This window comes from Pararobbsia alpina, from assembly GCF_902859895.1.
Lineage (GTDB): Bacteria > Pseudomonadota > Gammaproteobacteria > Burkholderiales > Burkholderiaceae > Pararobbsia > Pararobbsia alpina.
In genome coordinates this window covers 121,293-141,169 of the sequence record NZ_CADIKM010000013.1, presented here as the reverse complement: position 1 = coordinate 141,169, position 19,877 = coordinate 121,293, and the positions used below count along the sequence as shown (strand labels likewise).

Genomic DNA, 19,877 nt, shown 5'->3' with positions numbered 1-19,877 from the left:
GCACTGCACGAAGGCGGACCCCGCCTACGGTGCGGGGGTGGCGAAGGCGCTGAAGGCGATCAGCCCGCTTGAAACGACGCCGGTCCGCTCGGAAGCCGCCGTTGCAAAGTAAGAGGGCAATCGCAGTAAAGCAAGACGCGACTTCCTGATCGGCAGGAAGCCGCGGCGCGGACCGGCACGGGGGGTACGGTGCCGGTCTGCCATCGATACGCCGTGTTTCGGTAATATAGACGTTCGCAAGCCGTTTCGAACGTCACCATACTATGAATTCCGAGCCTCAGCCGGGTGGGCAGGATGAAGCGCCGGTAACCGTCAGCGTATCGAGTGCGGAGCACGTACCGGGGTTCAGGGTCGAGCCACCACCGGAGTCAGTCATTTCACCCGTCCGCTGGGTCGGCCGTGGCGAGCACGTCGTCGCGGGCGGCGTGACGATCACGGGAGGGCTCTTCTATTTTGGAGGCACAGGCCCGTCAGAGCCGGTCCGGCTCGACGCGTGCGTGGTCGACACAAGACATGCCGTCGCCCCTCGAGGGGGCGGGCCGTCACAAGGTCCCTCGTCGCAGGGTCCGTCGTTACCGGCTCCGTCGTTGTTCGGGCTCGCCTACGAAGAACTGTCCCCCGAACAGCGTCGTGCCTATCTGGAATGGCTCGGTTCGGACCGCCCGGGGTCGATCGCGCATGTCGGATACCTGAATCTCTTTCTCTTCGGGCTGGAACGACGAGTCATCGTCGACGGGGCGCTCGAAGCCGTCAGTGCAAGCGAATACGACGACATCGCAGGCGAACTGCGAAGACTGATGAAGGCGGCGACCGACTGGTCCTTCCTCTCACACGCCGAGAATCTGCTGGACGTCATTTCGGTGATGACCATCGCACCCGCCCGGTTGTACAAGACATCGCCGACCGTGAAATCGACACGAGGCTATCAAGTTCCGTTGTCGGTCCGCGTCGCGTTCGCTCAAGCGGCAGTCGACCGGGTACCGGTTCCGGCCGAATGGGCGCTGTGCTGGGCCACGCTCGACGCGGCGATCGCCAAGCGCACCCCTGTCATGCGGTCGGGCGAACAGTTCCGGCTGCTCTTCGCGAAGAAATACCGCGAGCGCTTCAGGGATGGGATGATCGTCTCCGTCAACCGGACCGCGCTGACCATGCCGGGCACCGCCTTTCCCGCGCTACTTGATAAGCCGCCGCCGCCCTGCCTCGCGAACCTGCCGGATGTTTCAGCGGCGACCGGCCCGCGCAAAAAGCTCCAGCAACTCGTCATCGAATGTGCCGAGGCACTGCGCGCGTATAGTCGCTATCTGGGCCGGTACCCGGGCAGCGAGGGCACCCTCGATGCCGCGCTCGTGCTCCCCTATGATCTATGGCCGCAGGCGTTCCAGGCGCAACTCGAGTCACTTGCCGTGAGGGTTCGGGAGTCGACTGTCGTCATGACGTTCGGCGAGCTTCTCGGTCACTTCAAATCGATGGGTGGCATCACCCGCGCCAAAGCGAGCACATTGATTGGGGCGCTGGATCGTGTGGGCGTTGCCGTCGAGCCGGATGTGCGCATGGGAGCGCGTACGCCGAAACCTGGGGATGCGGTAGCGCTGTTCGCCGCGCCGGCAGGTGCGAGCCTGCCCGTCGCCGAGCCGGCCTATGTCACGGCATCCCTCATGGTGGAGCTCGCCGCTTCGCTGGCCAGGATCGACGGGGCCGCGTCCCCGCGTCAGACGACGCTCATCCATCACCGGATCGACTCATGGGTTCGATTCACGAGCGACCAGCAGAGCCGGCTTCTGGCACGTGCGGCTATGCAGCTGGGTCAGCTGAGCCAGCCGATGACGCTGGCCTCGCTCAAGAAGCGGCTCAGACCGCTGTCGGCAGATGCGCGGCGGGCCGTCGCGGCATTCCTCGTTCAGACCGCCAGCGCGGAAGGCGTCGTGACACCGTCCGAAGTCAAAATGCTCGAGAAGGTCTATCGTGCGCTCGAGTTCGAGCCGCAGAAGCTCTATGCTGACTTGCATCAGGGCTCAGCGGGTACACCCTCGAGATCGGGAAAACCGAGGCCGGCGGGTTCGTCGAGCGTTCCGGCCACCAATACGGGTGTACCTTTCGTGCTGAATGACGCCCGCATCGCAGCGCTGCAGAGAGAGACCGCGCAGGTTTCGGTGTTGCTGGCGAATGTGTTTGCCGAAGACATCGTCCATGCGGTGCATACCCCGGATACAGTACGCAAGGAAGCTTCCGTGGAGGGTCCCGGTCCTGCGGAAGCCCCCGGCGGCCTGCTCGGTCTGGACGATGCTCATTCGACCTTCCTGCGTTTGCTGGTCACGCGTGCGCAGTGGACGCGGGCTGAACTGTCCGATGCCGCGGGGGACCTCGATCTGATGCTGGACGGTGCGATCGAACAAGTGAATGAGGCGTCTCTCGACCACTGGGATGAAGCGCTGACGGATGGCGAAGACCCGGTGGAAATCAATCAAGCGCTCGTACAAAGGTTGGCAGCATGATGACGATACGCCCCAGGGACCGTGATGCGGTTCTGCAGTCACTGCGCGCAGGCGTCGTGCCGCGCGTCGGGCAACACCTGATCCAGGTCGGTCGGGCGAAGGAGCTCGAAGCGCTCCTGAAGGATATCGAGCGCGTCGCGGACGGGGGCTCGAGCTTTCGCGTCGTCGTCGGCGAATACGGCGCGGGAAAGACGTTTTTCCTCAATCTCGTTCGAGCCATCGCGCTCGAGAAGAAGCTCGTCACGCTTCACGCCGATCTGAACCCCGACCGGCGCCTGCATGCGTCCGGCGGGCAGGCGCGTTCGCTCTTTGCGGAACTCGTGAAGAACATGTCGACGCGTACCAAGCCCGACGGCGGTGCGCTCGCGGGCGTCGTCGAAAAATTCATCGGACAGGCCAAGACCGAGGCCAAGGCCTCCGGCAGGGCAAGCGAGGAAGTCATCCGCGCACAGCTCGGCCAGCTTACTGAAATGGTCAACGGCTATGATTTCGCGGACGTCATCGCTGCCTATTGCCGCGGTTTCGAAGAAGGCAACGAGCCACTCAAGAGCGATGCCATTCGATGGCTGCGTGGCGAGTTCTCGACGAAGACCGATGCGAGAAATGCACTGGGTGTGCGGACCATCGTCGACGATGCCAGCATGTATGACCAGCTCAAGCTCCTGGCGCGCTTCGTGCGGATGGCGGGTTACAGCGGATTGATGGTGTGTCTGGACGAACTGGTGAACCTGTACAAGCTGGCCAATGTGCAGGCCCGCAACTCGAACTACGAGCAGATACTGCGCATCCTGAACGACTCGCTGCAGGGTTCGGCCGAGGGCCTCGGTTTTGTATTGGGCGGCACGCCCGAGTTCCTGCTCGACACGAAGCGCGGCCTGTACAGCTATCCTGCGCTGCAGTCGCGACTCACGGAAAACGCGTTTGCCACCGATGGGCTGGTCGACTACAGCGGCCCCATCGTACGGCTTGAGAGCCTGACACCGGAAGACTTCTACGTCCTGCTCGAGAAGATCCGCAGCGTCCATGCGTTCGGTGATGCGAGCAAATACCTGATACCCGACGAAGCCATTCGCGCTTTCATGGGGCACTGTGCAGCGCGACTGGGTGAGGCCTATTTCAGAACGCCGCGCACGACGATAACCGCGTTCATCAACTTCCTGGCCGTGCTCGAACAAAACCAGACGGCGGACTGGCGCGAGCTGATCGGCGTATTGGATGTCGAGCCGGACACCGGTGGGGCATCCGACGTATTCGACACGGCGATAGACGGTGACGATGAACTCGCCCGCTTCCGGCTCTAGTTCCCAAAGTTTTGACCTGCTCGACGAGCGGATCCGCAGATGGATCTGGCAGGAAGGCTGGACCGAGCTCAGGGACGCACAGGAACGGGCCGTGCCGGCACTCCTCGATGCGGACCGCGACGTCATCATCGCCGCCGCGACGGCCGCGGGGAAGACCGAGGCGGCTTTCTTCCCCATCCTGTCGAATCTGCTGAGGGACGAACCGTGCCAGGCAAGCGTCCTCTACATCAGCCCGCTGAAGGCGTTGATCAATGATCAGTGGGCACGACTGGACGATCTGTGCAAGTCGCTCGACATTGCGGTGACCGGCTGGCACGGTGACGTATCCGCGAGTCGCAAGCAACGTTTCTTCAGGAGCCCGACGGGTATTCTTCTTATCACGCCGGAATCGCTCGAAGCCATGCTCGTGAACCGCGGCGCTTCGTTGCGGACGACCTTCGCGGCACTGCGCTATGTGGTGGTGGACGAATTGCATTCGTTCATCGGATCCGAGCGAGGCATGCAGTTGCAATCGCTCATTCATCGTATCGAGATTGCATGCGCTCGCTTCGTGCCCCGCGTCGGCTTGTCGGCGACCTTGGGAGACATGCAGCTGGCTGCGCGTTTTCTTCGCCCGAAGCCCGCCCGGCGGGTGGAAATCATCGAATCGAAAGCCGCGGCGCAGGATCTTCAGATCCTTATCAAGGGCTTTCTGAAAAAGCCCGCTCGCATTGAGTTGGAGCCCGGTCTTCAGAGCGTCGAAATGGAGGACGCGGTACCTGGCAGCACGGTCGATGTGGCGAACCAGATATACCGCGCGCTGCGAGGGACGAACAATCTTATCTTCCCGAACAGCAGGCGGATGGTCGAGATCTATGCCGACCTGCTGCGCAGGGCGTGCGAGCGCGAAGGATATCCGAACGAGTTCTGGCCACATCATGGCAGCCTGTCGAAGGAGCTGCGTGAAGATGCCGAGCGGGCACTGAAGGCCGGGGACCGGCCGGCGAGTGCCGTCTGCACGACAACGCTCGAACTCGGTATCGACATCGGAGCCGTGAAGAGCGTGGTGCAAATCGGGCCATCGCCTTCGGTTGCAAGCCTGCGTCAGCGCCTCGGGCGGTCGGGGCGCCGCAAAGGAGAGGCTGCCATTCTGCGCGGCTACTGTGTCGAAGCCGAACTGAAATCCGACTCGGACTTCTCGGACCGTATCCGTGAGGGGCTGGTCCAGTCGATTGCCATGGTCAATCTCTTGCTCAGGCGATGGTTCGAGCCGCCTCGAGCCGGTGGCTTGCATGTCTCCACGCTCGTGCAGCAGATTCTGTCCATCATTGCGGAGCGGGGTGGATGCCATGCATCGGAACTTTGGCAGATACTGATCGCGACGGGCCCGTTCGAGGCGATCGACAAGACCCTGTTCTCCACTATTCTGCGCAGTCTTGGGAAAGCGGACCTCATCGTCCAGGAAAAAAGCGGCCTGCTGCTGCATGGCGTCCTCGGCGAGAGGCGGGTCAACCACTACGAGTTCTATGCGGCCTTTTCGAGCGACGAGGAGTTTCGCATCGTTGCCGGAGCGCGTTCGCTCGGCTCGCTTCCAGTCGCTCGTCCGTTGAGTGCGGGCCAGGGCATCATCTTCGGCGGCAGCCGCTGGCGTGTGCAGGAAGTCGATGCCGAAAAGAAGGTGGTGTTCGTGTTGCCCGACCAGGGTGGGGTTCCGCCGCTCTTCGATGGGTCCGGGGCCATGGTTCATGACGAGGTACGGGCCGAGATGCGGCGCGTGCTGGCCGATGCTTCGCCCGTGACCTACCTTGATTCGAAAGCGCGTGGCCTGCTCGACGAGGCGCGCGGATACTTTGCCGCGGCTAATCTGGGGCAGACCGAGGTGTTGACCGAGGGCGCCCATGTCGTGCTGGCGACATGGCGCGGTGACTGGGTGAACGACGCGCTGGTCCTGTTGCTTCGGGCGGAGAAGCAGGACGCGCTGAACCGGGGTGTGACGGTCGAGGTGTCTGGCAGCAGCGTGAAAGCCGTATTGGAGGCGCTGCGGAAGATAGCGGCCCAACCTTTGTCGATCGCGGAGCACGCCCTGAACGGCATCGGGAACCTCGATAACGAAAAGTGGGACTGGGCGCTGCCGGACGATGTGAAGCGGGCTGCGTTTGCGTCGCTCAAGCTCGATGTTGCCGGTGCGCTGGCGCAAGCCGCGCAGATTGTCGCTGGGGTACCTCGCGACGCCGTCTGATGGTGGGGGCCCCTGAAGGCTTGAAACCGCCGCCGGGGGGCTCAATGAGTATCCACGGTTCCCGGTATAAATATGGATTTCTCGCTCGACCGTCATCGATCGATAATGATGCCTCATATAGCTAGCGCATGAACTAGACAAAACTTTATCTCGCCTGGCACAGCAATGACAAAGAAGCTGAAGCTTCACACACTCCGCATCGAGTTGCTCAGCATCGAGCCGTTGATCTGGCGTCGAGTTCAGATTGACGGCAATGCGAGTCTCGGCTACCTGCACCACGTGATCCAGGTCGCGTTTGGGTGGGACGATGCCCATCTTCACGAGTTCGAGGTCGGGGTAGACCGCTTTACCAATGTGCGTGACGGCGGCACCGAGCTCAGCGACGACGTCGAGGACGAGAGCACGCAGGCAATCGAAGGGGTGGCCGCCGCCGTCGGGGATGCTTTCGGCTACCGATACGATTTCGGCGACGATTGGGAGCATCGCATCGTCGTCGAACGGATCGAACTGGTGTCCCATCAGGTTGGCTGTGCGAGCGTCACGGCCGGAGAACGGGCATGTCCCCCGGAAGACATCGGCGGTCCGAGCGGATATGCGGCTTTCATCACCCGGCTCAAGGGCGAAGCCGGCGTGGACGAAGCGACCCGCTACCTGGACCGGATCGGCCCCGACTACGACCCGAACCTGTTCGATCGTCATGCCGCGAACGCCACCCTTGTGCGGATGGCGCGCCACGGATGGGGCATCCGGTAGCGCGGCGGCTCGGGCGCGTCACGTCACGGCCCACCGCAGCCGCTGTCCGAAGCTCGGTGAACAGGGATCAGAGCACCCTATGTCCGTACTCGCGCACGACTGGGGCGGCGGCCAGGCACAGCCAGCTGAGATCGACACCCAGCAATTGCGAAAGGCGCTGACACTGCGCGCCATGCGGAACGGTAATGCCAGCGCGCCAGAAATCGACATCGCGCTCCTTGACGCCCACGTAGGTCGCGACCAGGCGCGACGTGATTCGGGCGCGCTTGATGCTCATGTCGAGGCGAGTGGAAAAGCGCTTTCGGAACCCGGCTGACCGGCCGTTTTCTTCCAGATGAAGATCTAATCTATTGTCGCGGAGCATGGAAGGCCTCGAAGGGACCTCGAAAGAATGGAGAGAGGGCCGGTTCACAACGTTACGGGTGGCTCATATCCAGGATCTGGCGAAATGCGGGACGGTGCGTGATCGCCATCGACACTGCGTCGAGGCTCGTACCATGCACATACGCTGCGAGCTGATCGATCGCGAATTGCTGCTCAGCGATCAGGTTCTTCACCAAATCACCGATTGACACGAGTCCGATCAGCACACCGTCTTCGATTACCGGTAAATGGCGGATGCGATGGTCCGTCATCAGCCTCATGCATTCATCGGACGTCTGCGAAGGCCGTACAAAGCGCACGGGCGTCGACATGATTTCATGGATCGTGGTGTTGCGTGACGAGCGGTCTTGAAGGATCACTTTGCGCGCATAGTCCCGCTCGGTAACCATGCCGCACACATGGCAGCCGCATGTCACGACCAAAGCCCCGATGCCTTCGCGTGACATCACGACGATGGCGTCGAACACAGTGGCTGAAGAGGGAACCGTATGAAATGATCTGTTGGTCTTTGATTTCAAAACCTGTGCTACGGATGCCATGGCGCGTCCTCCCTTGTTACCGCGTATCTGAGGGGTGCTGCTCCGAAGCGCGAGCGGATCGCTTCGACGAAATCGAACCATTCTCCGAAAGACGAGGCGTTGTCCGTGGGGGCGAGCAGTGGACTATTGACGACGCACTGCCACCGTGTTGCCAGGGACCATACCGGTCGTGAATCTCTTTGCTTTCAAATTGCTTTCTATTGATGCCATCGTAGCGGAGACGAAGGTGATATAAAACTCGTATTTTCAATCGCTTTAATTCGAGAAAACCGAATCCTGGACGCTCCGCTCCGGAGGCTGAATGAACTTCAGGCACTTGTATTATTTCTGGGTTGCGGCGCACGCCGGCAGTCTCGTGCGCGCTGGCGCGCAACTGCATATCACGCCGCAAACGCTGAGCGGCCAGATCAAACTGCTCGAAGCGTCGCTGGACAGGAAGCTCTTCAAAAAAAGCGGCCGCAATCTCGACGTGACGGATGCAGGTCGTCTTGCGCTCGACTACGCCGACGAGATTTTCTCGCTCGGCGCCGAGATGGAGAGTGCGATCAGGCGCGATCAGGACGTCGCGCAGACTCAACTGCGGGTGGGTGTGGCGGACTCGGTGCCAAAGGCCGTGGCGTACCGGCTACTCGAGCCTGCGCTGAACCGCTCGACGTCTTTGCGACTCGTCTGTCTGGAGGGCAAGCTGCATTCATTGCTCTCCCAACTGGCGGTGCATCGACTCGATTTGATCATTGCCGATGCGCCGATTCCGTCCGACGTGAACGTGAAGGCCTTCAACCACCCGCTCGGACGTTCGACACTGAGTTGCTTCGCACCGAAGCCGCTAGCCGCGCGCGTAGCGGAGGATTTCCCCAACTCGCTCAACGCAATGCCCGTGCTGCTGCCCGGCGTTGACTCGGCAGTACGCAGAAAGATCGACCACTGGTTGAATACACGTGGAATTTCACCGCAAATCGTGGGCGAATTCGACGATAGCGCGCTGACGATCGCGTTCGGCCGGGAAGGGCGGGGCGTGCTGTTCGCCCCATCGGTGCTGGCCGCCCAATTGAAACGGGAACATGCGTTGAGCACGGTAGGCCACATCGACACGATCGTGGAGGAGTTTTTCGCAATCTCAATCGAGCGTCGGATCAGTCATCCGGCGATTACATCGATCATGAGCGCCGCACGTAGTGGCTTGTTTGGCACTAGGGTTCGCGATGATCGGACAAGTACGTAGGGCTTTCGCCCTACGTTGCGAGTCTAGTTCGCCGAAAACGCGCGCATGCGGTGCGCGACTTCGATCGCATCGGCACGCAGTTGCTCAGTGTCGATGCCGACGTGCTTGCCGTTCTCGACCACCTTGCGACCGTTCACGAACAAGGCCCGCAGGTTGGGCGTGCCGCCCGATGCCACCGGTCCGATAGCCGGGTCCAACAAACCGAAATAGCGCGGATGGTCGAGCTTGTAGATGGCGATGTCCGCTGCCTTGCCGCACTCGAGACTGCCGACCGCTGGCAGTCCGAGCACCTGGGCTCCTCCTGATGTTCCCCAATGCACGATATCTTCAATCGTCACCGCGTCGGCACCGCCATCTGTGTTGCCATCGGCCTTGCCACCCAGCGCACCGGCCATGGTTTGCGAACCGCGTCCGGCCCGATGCACGAGCCAGCAGAAATGCGTTTCCGATGCCATGTCCGCCGCTTCATTGGACGCAGCGCCATCCACGCCCAATGAAATGCGCGCGCCTGCGCGTGCGAGCGCCGGGATCGGCGCGATACCGCTGCCCAGGCGCCCGTTGCTTTGCGCACAGTGTGCGATGCCCGTCTGGCTTGCCCCCAAGGTCGCGATCTCGTCCGCATCGGGCTTCACCATGTGCGCGAACCACACGTCCGGCCCCATCCATTCATGCTTTTCGGCGAACGCAACGGGCGACATGCCGTGCAAGTCTTGCGAAAACTCGCGGTCGGCAATGGTCTCGTTGAGGTGCGTGTGCATGCGCAGGCCCTCGCTGCGCGCGAAGCGTGCCATGTCACGGAACTCGTGCGGATGCAGGGCATGAAACGGAATCGTGGTCGCTACGGCAACGCGCCGCATCGCGTTGTCGCCGTCCTCATGATAGAGGTGCTTCAGCCTTTGTATGTCCGTGAAAATCTGCTCGAGCGACTCCGCCGGAACGCTTGCGTGTTCGTTTTCGTAGCGGGTCGTGCGCGTCGCCCCCGCGCGACACAGCACGAGCCGCACACCGACACGCGCCGCTTCCTCGAACAGCACCGCCGACGGATCGAACGTCATGCCCGGACCATACAGGTAGTTGTGGTCCGCCACGGTGCCGCAGCCCGACAAAGCGAGCTCGAGGAGGCCGGTGCGCGCGGCGAGCCTGAAGGTCGCTTCGTCGAAGGCGGGCCGCAAGCGATACGGCGTCGCCTCCAGCCAGTCGCCCAGCGAACAGTTGATGCCGTGGGGATCGCCCTTGATCATCGACTGGAACAGATGATGGTGCGTGTTGACCCAGGCCGGATAGACGACGCATCCCTGCGCGTCGATCACTTCTTCACCTGGCAGTGCCTCGAGCGTACCGATTGCGTCGATACGTCCGTTCACGACGCGCAGACTGGGTCCTGCATGACGCGCCGCCGCACCGGGCAAGCCCGTCATGAGGGCTTGCGCATTGCGAATCAAAAACGAATTGTCCATGGTCTTGAGCGCGGGCCTCAGGCCTTCTGCGGGGCGTATTTGATCTGGCCTGCGATCAGCTTGTTCCAGGTGCCCTGGAACGCTTGCGCCGCGCTTGTGGGAACCAGCTGCGCATTGAACATCTGCGTGCCGCAGGAGAGATGCCAGAGCACGTTGACGGTCGGCTTCCACTCTTGCCCGCCCATGAACTTGCCGCCCTGTACCATGGCGGTGACTTTCTCGACCAGCACCCCATTGTCGAGCACAGTGCTGGTTGCCATGGACTTGGGCGCCTGCCCGCTTTGATCGGCATAGCAGCCGATCGTCTTCGCGCCGTGTGCCACCGCGCCTTGGATGGCACCGAGGCCCGTGACGTCGGCGATGTGCCAGATCACGTCCGCGCCGTTGCCTGCCATGATGCTGGCTGCCTCGCGCCCCTTCGCCGCGTCGTTGTAGTTGCCCGTGATGATCGAAAGCGGGTTGATGGCAGGTACCGCTGCCTGCGCGCCCTGCTTGAATGCGTCGATCATGGACCGCTGGGTCGGATTGTCGCCGCCGCCCACGATGCCCACCGCCTTCTGCTTGCTCGAGATCAATGCCGCCAGCGTACCCGCTGCGTAAGCAATGTCGCGGTACGCCATGTCGACGAACATCGTGTTGGCCGGACATTGCGGCTGCGGCTTGAACGTCGAGGCAAAGAACTTGACGTTCGGATAGTCCCCGGCAATTTCAAGAAAGGCACTGCCGAACTCGAAGCCATGTCCGATGATGAGATCGTAGCCATCGTCGCCATAGCCTCGCGTGACTTCGGAGATTTGCGCCTGCGGAATATTCTCGGCATAAGCGGTCTTGTGACCTGCCTGCTTCAGCCGTTCCAGTCCTTCGAAAGCGCCCTGGTTCCAGCCGCCGTCCTTGACGGATCCCGTCATCAGGAGCGCGACCTTGAGCGTTTTGCCGTTCGCGGCCCATGCCTGGCCGGCCGGCAGTTCGAGCATGGCTGCTCCGGCAAGGGCACCGCCGAGCACGCGTACGAAGTTTCTTCTTGAAATGGACATGGTGATTGAAGTAGAGAGTGTGGTTGAAAAACGCTGCGTACGGGTCGCGTTCAGGACGCGAATTCGAAACGGCTGATCTCGCTGAGCATGTCCACCCACTTCGGTACGAGCGGAGTGAGCCGTTGCCAGCCACGCTCGGGCGTCGAAAGCGTCGCATCGCCGAGCACGCCCGAATCGCTCAGGTCGCGCGTCAGCCATGCCACGTTCGCAGCGGATCCTTCCAGCTTCAGATGCGCGGGCGCGAAGTCCGGATACTCCGCCGTCAGCTTGTCCGCCCGCACCTGTTGCGGTGCAAGCGCCATCATCACGCTTGTTTCCCAGTCGTTCGCGTGAATGCCAAACGTGCCTTCCCGCTCGTTCGTCTCGACCGGATCACGCAAGGCCGCGGGCGGGAAACAGGTGAAGACAGCCAGGCCGGTATCGGCGCGGATCTCGCGCGCCATCAGATCGAGCAATGGGATATTCCCGCCGTGGCAATTCCAAAGCAGCAAGCGTCGAAAGCCCGAGCGGGCGATGCTGGCGCCGATGTCGCGCAGCACGTTCATCATCGTGGATGCGCTGAGCCAGAACGACCCGGCGAATCCTTCGTGTTCGCGGCTGTTTGTAATCGGCATGACGGGCAGGCACCAGACCTTGATGGAATCGGGCAGCTGTTCGAGCGCAAGTTCGAGGAAGCGCTCGGCGAAGTAGGTATCCGTATTGATGGTCAGGTGAGCGCCGTGCTGCTCGAGCGACCCGATCGGCAGTACGACCACGCCCGACTCCTTGTCGAGATCGCGGATCTCCGTCCAGGTCATATGCGACAGATGACGTTGCAATTCTTTCTCCTGTTGATGCAATGTTCGGTGGCGCTGCAGTGGGCGCAGTTCGTGAATCAGGCGCTCTTGTGGTACGGAACCATGAGCGCGGCAGGCTGTCTTGCACGGCCCGCCACGCCGGAAATGGCAAGAATGGTCACGACATACGGGAGTGCCAGCAGCACTTCCGCCGGTACGGAGACGCTCGTCAGTTGAAGCGATAGCTGAAGCGCATCCGCGGCGGCGAACGCGAGCGCGGCGAGCAGGCACTTGAGCGGGTCCCAGCGGCCGAAGATCACGATGGCGAGCGCGATGAATCCCTTGCCGTCGACAATGTTGTCGCGAAACAGTCCGATCTGGGCCAGCACGATGAAGGCGCCGGCCGCACCGGCGGCGAGTCCGGACAGGGCGACGCCGATGTGACGCATCTTGTTCACGTCGATGCCGGCCGCTTCCGCCGCCTTCGGGTTCTCGCCGACCGCGCGCATGTTCAGTCCAAAGTGGGTGCGATACAGCGCCCAATGCGCGACGGCGACGACGGCGATCACGAGATACAGCAGCAGTGAATGGCGAAAGAGAATCGGTCCGAGCACCGGAAGGTCCGAGAGCACGGGGATGTGCAGTGCCTTGAACATGGGGCTTGAACTCGAGTCCTGAATGTTCATCAGCCGGTACACATAACTGCCGAGACCAAAGGCGAGAATGTTGAAGATGATGCCCACGACCACCTGGCTCGCGCCGATGGTGACGTACATCAGCGAGAGCGGCACACTGCACAGCGCTCCTGTTGCCGCGCCGGCCAGCACGCCAAGCCAGATTTCGCCGGTACCGTGAGCCACACCGAAGCTTGCGAGCGCGCCTAGCAGTAGGCATCCCTGGATCCCGAGGTTGAGTACGCCGCTTCTCTCCGCATACAGCTCGCCGGTGGCCGCGAGCAGGATGGGCGCGGCCAGCAGCACGGTCGCATTCAGCCAGGTGACGAGAAATGTGCCGGTCATGACGACGCTCCGGTGGACGGGTCTCGGCGGAATCGATAACGCCGCAGCAGTTGGGCCGCGAGAATGAAGAGAACGATCAGTGCCTGCACGATCGAGACGATGGAACTGGGCACGCCGAGCTCGCGCTGCATGACATCCGCGCCCGTGCCCATGCCGGCATAGAGCACGGAAGCGACTACGGTGCCCAGGCCATGCAACTGCCCGAGCAGCGCCGCGACCATGCCGATGAAACCGGTGCCGTCGGCCATGCCATCGACGAGCCGGTGCTGGACACCCAGCACGTTGACGAGTCCGCCGAGTGCCGCCAGTCCTCCGCTGAGACAGGCCGCGACGATCTGCCTGCGCTCGACCGGCACGCCGCTATAGCGCGACGCACGCGCATTCAGCCCGGTTATCACCAGTTCGAAGCCGAAGACGGTCTTCTTGAACGCGAACCATACGACCAGCGCGGCGCACACCGCGAGCAGGATGCCCGCATGTGCGCGAGTGCCGGGAATAATGAAGGGCAGCCAGGTTTCATGCGGCAGGCGCCGCGATTCGGGCAAACCGCCGGGCGCGCGCATCGGGCCGGAAACCAGATACTGCACGGCGAAGATCGCGAGGTAATTCATCATCAGGGAGATCAGCGCTTCGTTGCCGCCGTAGCGCGCCCGCAGCCAACCTGTCGACCCAGCCCACAGCGCACCGGCAAGGAAGGCAAGCGGCATCACGGCGATCCAGAACGACCACCAGGGCAGGCCCGCGAATGCACGGCCGGGCAAATATTCGAGCGCGAGCCAGGCACTCGAAACCGAACCGGCGAGCATGCAGCCTTCAAAGCCGAGATAGGCGAAGCCCGTACGCCAAGCGACGATCGTCGCGAGCCCGACAAGGATCAGCGGCGACGCCTTCACGAGCGTGAATGCAATACCGCGCGGTGAGGCGAAGCCATCGATGAAAAGCTCGGCGTAGGCATGCAGCGGATCCAGTCCGAGCGGCACGAACAGCAGGCCACCGATCGCCATCGCAAGCACGATGGCGATGAGCATGGATAGAGCGATGGCGCGCCACGACGGATTCTCGTCAGGGACACGTTCGAGTCGGCCGCTCATGCCTGCACCTCGTTGTGCGCCGTGTTGTCCGTTCGTGCCGTCGCGCCGGCCATCATCAATCCGATCTCCGTGGCATCTGCATTGGCTGCATCCACGATGCCCATGATGCGGCCGCCGTGGATGACGGCGACGCGGTCAGACAGGTTCAGGATTTCCTCGAGTTCCGCGGAGATCAGCACAATGGCTGTCCCCGCCGCGCGCTGCGCGATCAGCGCCTGCCAGACGACCTCGATGGCGCCGACATCGAGTCCACGCGTCGGCTGTTCGACGACCAGCACCTTCGGCGCGCGCATCGCCTCGCGTCCGAAAATCACCTTCTGCAGATTGCCGCCGGAGAGCTTGCCGGCGGGGACGTCCATGCCGGACGCCCGGACATCGAACCGTTTCATCAACGCCGCGGCGTGCTCGCGGATCGCACGAAGATCGCGAAGGCCGCGCTTCGAAAAATGCCGATGCCGCCCGAGCATCGCGTTATCGGCGATCGACAGGCTCGTGAGCGCGCCCACGCTGCGGCGGTCGGCCGGGACATACGCAAGTCCCGCGGCATGGTGACGAGCTACGGTCTCGTGCGTCACGTCTTCGCCTGCAACCCTGACATGGCCGCTTTCGATCTTGCGCAGATTCAGGATCGCCTCGGCGAGCTCCGATTGGCCATTGCCATCCACGCCCGCAATGCCCAGGATTTCACCCGCGCGAACAGATAAATCGATGCCCCTGACCTTGGGTTGACCCAGGTGGTCGCGCACGTGGAGCTGCTCGATGTCGAGCGCCGTTTTGCCGGCGGCGAGCGCCGGTTTATCGACATGCAGGTTGACATCGCGTCCCACCATCAGGCGGGCAAGTCCGTGTTCGTCCGTCTGAGCGGTGTGCACGACACCGCTCAGGCGTCCATGCCTGAGCACCGTCACGCGCTGCGCAATGGACATGATTTCACGCAGCTTGTGCGTGACGATCACGACTGCGCGCTGCTGCTGCACGAGCGAGCGCAATACGTTGAAGAACCCGGTGACTTCCTGCGGCGTGAGCACGGCGGTGGGCTCGTCGAGGATGAGCAGACGCGCGTCGCGATACAGCAATTTGAGAATCTCGACGCGCTGCTGCACGCCGATTGGCAGGTCCTCGACCTTGTCCCACGGATTCACCGACAAGCCGTGTTCTTCCGATATCTCCGCGATGCGCCTCGCCGCGGCAGCCAGATCGAGACGTTCACCGGTGTGGCCGAGTCCGAGCACGACATTCTCAACCACGCTCAGCGACGGCACCAGCATGAACTCCTGATGGATCATCCCCACCTGGGCCGCGATGGCATCGCGCGGAGATTCGATCCTGACCTCTCGGTTTGCGACCAGGATTTCGCCGCTGTCCGGCTGCACCATGCCGTAGAGGATCTGCATGAGCGTGCTCTTGCCCGCGCCGTTTTCTCCGAGCAATGCGTGGATCTCGCCCTGCATGACTGAAAAGTCGATCGCATCGTTTGCCAGCGTCGCGCCGAATCGCTTCGTGATGCGGCGCATCTCGAGCATCGTGCGAACTTTCGACGGCGAGCCGCCTGCTTCGCCGGCTGATGCCTCTGGCGAGGTGGCTAATACCATGGGGAATACTTCCGTTGAATTCTGGCGTGGTTGATTTGAGCATCCCAGAATTTCACGAACAACATCGCTGGCGCCATATCCATATGGCGCTTTCGGTATGGCCTGCGCAAGGCGTGGCGCTCAGAATGCAGTTCGCAAAGGCCAGGGTTCGCTCAGGAAATGGCGAGACTGTCTCGCTCGAGGGCGGTGTGCACAGCCTCGATGCTCTGCGCCCGCAGCCAGCGGCTGCTGGCTGCATCGTGAGCGCGTTCGTGCCACAACTGATAGAAGCGCACGGGTGCGAGTTCAGGTGGCGCGGGACTGAGCGTGAGCGGAAAGTGCTTGGCCATGCGTTCCGCCGCCGGGCGTCCGGTCGTGAAGACCAGGTCGGACTCCATCAGCATGTACGGCACGATGTTGTACTCGGGCAAAGTCACGGCGATGTTGCGCCGATGTCCCAGGTGGGCCAGTTGCAGATCGATCGGGCCAGGCTCGGAAGGCGATGTCGCAAGCGGCACGACATGTCGTGCGTGCAGGTACTGCTCGAGGCCGATGGGTCCTTGCGCGATCGGGTGATCCTGACGGGTGAGGCAAACGAGGTCCACGGTGCACAAGGTGGAAGAACGCAGGTTTTCCGGGGGCGATGTCCAGCAGCCGAACACGAGATCCAGTTCGCCCGATTCCAGCGCGCCCGCGTAGTCGAACTCAGAGCCGATAGCTCGGGCGTGCAGCCGCAGGTGCGGCCCTGCCGCGAGGATCCTGCTGGCGACGAACGGCAGCACCACAGCCCCGAGGCAGTCGGCGCTGGCGATCAGGAACTGGCGATCGGAGACCTGGGGCAGGAACGACGTGTCGATGTTGAAGAGGCTGTCGAGGTTGGCAAGCGCCTTGCGAACGGGTTCGCGCATCGCTTGTCCGGCATCGGTGAGCACCATGCCAGTGCCACAGCGCACCAGGATGGGGTCGCTGAAGGTCTCACGCAGTCGGCGCAATGCGCGGCTGATGGCGGGTTGCGGCTGGTCAAGCAGTTCAGCCGTACGCGAAACGCTCTGCTCGCGAAGAAGAATGTTGAGGATGGATAGGTGATGAACATCCAGAGAGCGTAGATACGACGCGTTCAATGCCGACTCCTCGTTAGCACGATGCTGGGCGGCTACCGTACGCAACTTGCATGCCAATTTACCTACTAGCTGAGCAGGAGAAAATCGATGTCCTCGGGCAAGCCATATCCAGCGACAAGTGAACCGGACGGGGCGGGGGACTTGCTCGGCCATCCGCAAGGCGATCACTACCGCGTAGACGGAGACATCATCGATATGACGCGTCCGCGGTCTGCTACACGGACCGTGACGCTGACAGCGAATCCGCAGGACGTGCGCATCGACCTGATGCAGACGGCATTCGTCTGCATCGACATGCAGAATGACTTTTGCAGTGTGGGCGGCTGGCTCGATTCGATTGCCGTGGACACACGCCCGGGCAAGCAACTGGCGCCGGCCATCAATCGCCTGACGCATTTGTGCCGCAGTGTGGGCGTGCCGGTGATCTGGGTGAACTGGGGCAATCGCGCCGATCGCGCCAACCTCCCGCCCGTCCTGCTGCATGTCTACAACCCCGACGCGAAGTCTGTCGGCCTGGGCGATCCGCTTGCGCCGCATGCAAGCGAGCCGCGCGCGGCGGGCAGTCGCGTGCTGGAGAAAGACAGTTGGGGCGCCGCGCTCATCGACGAGCTCGCCGTATCGGCAACCGATACCTTCGTTGATAAATACCGCATGAGCGGTTTTCGCGATACGCCGCTCGACTCCATTCTGCGTACGCTCGGCGTGAAGACGGTGCTTTTCGGCGGCGTCAATGTCGATCAATGCGTGCTCGCCACGCTAATGGACGCCAACTTCCTCGGCTACGACACGCTATTGGTCGAAGACTGCAGCGCGACGACATCGCCGGATTTCTGTACCGCCGCAACGCTCTATAACGTACGCCAGTGCTTCGGCTTTTCTCTTCAAAGCAACGCGATGCACGAGGTGCTGACCGCTCACAAGGATCATCAATGAACATTCCCGCAAGCTCCGTCACTCGCCGCGCTTTCAGCATTCAGGCGTTGCAGGACGCGGAGGTTTTCAAGATCTCGCCGAACGACAGCAATTACTTTGTCCTGCTCGCGACACCGCAAGCAAATCGGGTGAGCTTCGTGCAGGTCATCGAGATATTCGAAGCGGGGGGCGCTACGCCGCCGAACAGCCACACGGCAGCCGATGAAATTTTCTTTGTCCTCTCGGGAAGCGGAGAGGCCATCTGCAACGGTGAGTCCACTGAGATCCGCGCAGGTGACTCGCTGATCGTCCACGCAGGAAGCGAACATGTCGTACGCAATACCGGCCGCGAGCGGCTCTACTGTTTGACCACGATGATTCCCGACGAAGACTTCGCGCAACTCATTCGCAACGGCTTGCGGTGGAAACTTGATGCCGCCGATATCCGGGTACTGGGTGGCATCGGCTAACGTGCTCGCATGGGTAGCAGGCCGTGCGCCAGCATGGTCAGTTCAAGTTGTCAGCGTTGGCTGAACAAGTGCGCGGTAATCCCTCCTCCTTCAGGGCTCCTTAGGGCGGGGAGAATATCAAGTGCGACAGAAGTGTCCGGAAGATCGGCGGGCTAGCGGCAGGCCAGCAAAATTCCGGTAGCCAACCCTAAGCGACAAATGCCACGACGACGTTACTCGTCGTGCATTTCCGCCGCTTCCCGCTCTTGCTCCGGCTTGCTGAGCCATCGCCGATGCAGCGTCTGCTCGAGCGCACGCCCCACGGTGAGTAGCAAGATCACCATGATGGTCGCGATTGCGGCAACGCTCCACGCACCGAGGCCGCAGACGATCCCGAGCGCCGCGGTAACCCAGATGGACGCCGCTGTCGTCAAGCCGCGAATGTGCTTCTCGGACGGGCTCTGGAGGATGACGCCCGCGCCCAGGAAACCGATCCCGGTGACGATACCCTGGATGACACGGGCGCTCCGGTCGTCCGCTTCAATGGTCGCGACGGAGAACCCCAGGCCGGCCATCGTGACGAGGGCCGCACCGAGCGCGACCAGGCCAAGCGTCTTCACACCGGTAGGCTTGCCGCGCAGATTGCGGTCGATGCCGATGATGCAGCCGATGATGATCGCGGCTGCCATGCGCAGCGATACTTCGAGCAAAGCCGGATTCGAAAGCATGGGTCCTCGAACAATGGCGAAGCGTCGCGGAAAATCTCACCGGGGCCGACCTTGGCATGGGGGCTGTCGATCTGTCCTTGGCAATGTACGCCTCACGGGCGTTCTAGATTGCGCCTGCAGCGCTCGCCTCAACCGCGGGTGCGTTGGCGGCCGGCCTGTTTGTCCGTCTTGCGCGTGTCTTAACCGGTGGCGTCTTCGTTGTTGCGGTCCTTGAGGTCTTGGGCTTGCCGGCGGCAACGCGCTTGCTTGCCCCCTTCCTGCTGGTGGCCTTCCTGGCCGTGGATTGCTTCACACGCGCCTTGATACCTTCTGCCGGCTTCGACACCGCGGTGGCCGCTGCACCGTCGATCAGGAATTTCGTCCGGTCCTTGACGTCCTTGATCCAAAGCGGAGGACGTGCCCAACCGCTCCAGGTTTCTCCCGTCTTGGGGTTCAGATATTTTGCGGGCAACTTAGCTTTACCTGCGGAAGCGGTCGATGCTTTGGCCGGCCGGCCGCGCCTCCTGCCGCCTGTCTTGACGAGCGACTTCACGCCGGCCTTGGCCCCGGCCTTCTTTCCCGCTAGCCGGCCGCGCGGCTTGCTTGCCGACAAATGAGAGGCGATGTCGGCCGTCGTCACACCGTGCCTTGTCATCAGTGTGGTGATTTCATCGAGTGCGGCAGAGATCTGCTTCGCTGCAATCGCCTCTGCCTGCAACTGCAGTCTTGCGATGCGGGCCTGGATTTGTGTGAGCGTTGGCATGAGGGCCTCCTTGTATGTTAGGTGGACACACTATGCCATATACGGTTCGCCTCTACACGTCCGTTCTG

At 62.3% G+C, this 19,877-nt stretch carries 18 protein-coding genes; 7 read left to right on the top strand and 11 right to left on the bottom strand.

Going from position 1 to position 19,877, the window contains the following annotated elements; all coding sequences use genetic code 11:
- Positions 1–263: 263 nt before the first annotated feature.
- The 4 genes from HV670_RS15475 (at position 264) to HV670_RS15460 (ending at position 6,764) form a co-directional block, all read left to right on the top strand.
- Entirely contained in the window at positions 264–2,492 is a 2,229-nt protein-coding gene (locus HV670_RS15475) for a tellurite resistance TerB family protein (protein ID WP_175105662.1), read from the top strand.
- Positions 2,489–3,793: an ATP-binding protein gene (locus HV670_RS15470; protein ID WP_175105661.1), complete on the top strand. Its 1,305-nt coding sequence runs from the start codon at positions 2,489–2,491 to the stop codon at positions 3,791–3,793. The genes HV670_RS15475 and HV670_RS15470 overlap by 4 nt, the downstream gene beginning before the upstream one ends.
- Positions 3,768–6,011 carry a DEAD/DEAH box helicase gene (locus tag HV670_RS15465; RefSeq protein ID WP_175105660.1) on the top strand — a complete coding sequence of 748 codons (2,244 nt, stop codon included), beginning with the start codon at positions 3,768–3,770 and terminating at the stop codon, positions 6,009–6,011. The genes HV670_RS15470 and HV670_RS15465 overlap by 26 nt, the downstream gene beginning before the upstream one ends.
- Before the next feature lie 165 nt (positions 6,012–6,176).
- Positions 6,177–6,764 carry a plasmid pRiA4b ORF-3 family protein gene (locus tag HV670_RS15460; protein WP_175105659.1) on the top strand — a complete coding sequence of 196 codons (588 nt, stop codon included), beginning with the start codon at positions 6,177–6,179 and terminating at the stop codon, positions 6,762–6,764.
- Positions 6,765–6,831: 67 nt separating this feature from the next.
- On the opposite strand, the gene HV670_RS15455 is transcribed toward HV670_RS15460, so the two are convergent.
- Positions 6,832–7,041 (bottom strand): helix-turn-helix domain-containing protein, encoded by a 210-nt coding sequence (locus HV670_RS15455; RefSeq protein ID WP_175105658.1) that lies wholly within the window; start codon positions 7,039–7,041, stop codon positions 6,832–6,834.
- A gap of 139 nt (positions 7,042–7,180) precedes the next feature.
- On the bottom strand, positions 7,181–7,687 hold the full coding sequence (locus HV670_RS15450) for a CBS domain-containing protein (protein ID WP_175105657.1): 507 nt from the start codon (positions 7,685–7,687) through the stop codon (positions 7,181–7,183).
- Between the two features lie 301 nt (positions 7,688–7,988).
- Here HV670_RS15450 and nhaR point away from each other — a divergent pair, with 301 nt between their 5' ends.
- Positions 7,989–8,909, top strand: a complete 921-nt coding sequence (gene nhaR / locus HV670_RS15445; RefSeq protein WP_175105656.1) for a transcriptional activator NhaR — start codon at positions 7,989–7,991, stop codon at positions 8,907–8,909.
- A 23-nt stretch (positions 8,910–8,932) separates the two neighbouring features.
- On the opposite strand, the gene HV670_RS15440 is transcribed toward nhaR, so the two are convergent.
- From HV670_RS15440 to HV670_RS15410, 7 genes are all read right to left on the bottom strand, one after another.
- Positions 8,933–10,366 (bottom strand): amidohydrolase family protein, encoded by a 1,434-nt coding sequence (locus HV670_RS15440; protein ID WP_175105655.1) that lies wholly within the window; start codon positions 10,364–10,366, stop codon positions 8,933–8,935.
- 17 nt (positions 10,367–10,383) lie between these two features.
- Positions 10,384–11,340 carry a BMP family protein gene (locus HV670_RS15435; protein WP_217478432.1) on the bottom strand — a complete coding sequence of 319 codons (957 nt, stop codon included), beginning with the start codon at positions 11,338–11,340 and terminating at the stop codon, positions 10,384–10,386.
- Between the two features lie 110 nt (positions 11,341–11,450).
- Positions 11,451–12,218: a creatininase family protein gene (locus tag HV670_RS15430; RefSeq protein WP_175105654.1), complete on the bottom strand. Its 768-nt coding sequence runs from the start codon at positions 12,216–12,218 to the stop codon at positions 11,451–11,453.
- A gap of 56 nt (positions 12,219–12,274) precedes the next feature.
- Complete coding sequence (locus tag HV670_RS15425) at positions 12,275–13,195, bottom strand: ABC transporter permease (protein ID WP_175105653.1); 921 nt, start codon at positions 13,193–13,195, stop codon at positions 12,275–12,277.
- Positions 13,192–14,286 (bottom strand): ABC transporter permease, encoded by a 1,095-nt coding sequence (locus HV670_RS15420; RefSeq protein WP_217478431.1) that lies wholly within the window; start codon positions 14,284–14,286, stop codon positions 13,192–13,194. Before HV670_RS15420 ends, HV670_RS15425 begins: the two co-directional genes overlap by 4 nt.
- Positions 14,283–15,878, bottom strand: a complete 1,596-nt coding sequence (locus tag HV670_RS15415) for an ABC transporter ATP-binding protein (RefSeq protein ID WP_217478430.1) — start codon at positions 15,876–15,878, stop codon at positions 14,283–14,285. Before HV670_RS15415 ends, HV670_RS15420 begins: the two co-directional genes overlap by 4 nt.
- 152 nt (positions 15,879–16,030) lie before the next feature.
- Positions 16,031–17,131, bottom strand: coding sequence for a LysR family transcriptional regulator (locus HV670_RS15410; RefSeq protein ID WP_281362401.1), 1,101 nt, complete (start codon positions 17,129–17,131; stop codon positions 16,031–16,033).
- On the opposite strand from HV670_RS15410, the gene HV670_RS15405 reads away from it, so the two are divergent.
- Together HV670_RS15405 and HV670_RS15400 are read left to right on the top strand one after the other, a co-directional pair.
- Positions 17,066–17,911 (top strand): cysteine hydrolase family protein, encoded by an 846-nt coding sequence (locus tag HV670_RS15405; RefSeq protein ID WP_175105651.1) that lies wholly within the window; start codon positions 17,066–17,068, stop codon positions 17,909–17,911. The genes HV670_RS15410 and HV670_RS15405 overlap by 66 nt on opposite strands.
- Positions 17,908–18,360, top strand: coding sequence for a cupin domain-containing protein (locus HV670_RS15400; RefSeq protein ID WP_175105650.1), 453 nt, complete (start codon positions 17,908–17,910; stop codon positions 18,358–18,360). The genes HV670_RS15405 and HV670_RS15400 overlap by 4 nt, the downstream gene beginning before the upstream one ends.
- A 212-nt stretch (positions 18,361–18,572) precedes the next feature.
- Here the strand turns inward: HV670_RS15400 and HV670_RS15395 are convergent, their stop codons facing one another.
- Together HV670_RS15395 and HV670_RS15390 are read right to left on the bottom strand one after the other, a co-directional pair.
- The gene (locus HV670_RS15395) at positions 18,573–19,067 is read right to left on the bottom strand and encodes an MgtC/SapB family protein (RefSeq protein ID WP_246257486.1); all 495 of its coding nucleotides are present in this window, start codon (positions 19,065–19,067) and stop codon (positions 18,573–18,575) included.
- Between the two features lie 103 nt (positions 19,068–19,170).
- On the bottom strand, positions 19,171–19,809 hold the full coding sequence (locus HV670_RS15390; protein ID WP_175105649.1) for an H-NS histone family protein: 639 nt from the start codon (positions 19,807–19,809) through the stop codon (positions 19,171–19,173).
- Positions 19,810–19,877 lie beyond the last annotated feature (68 nt).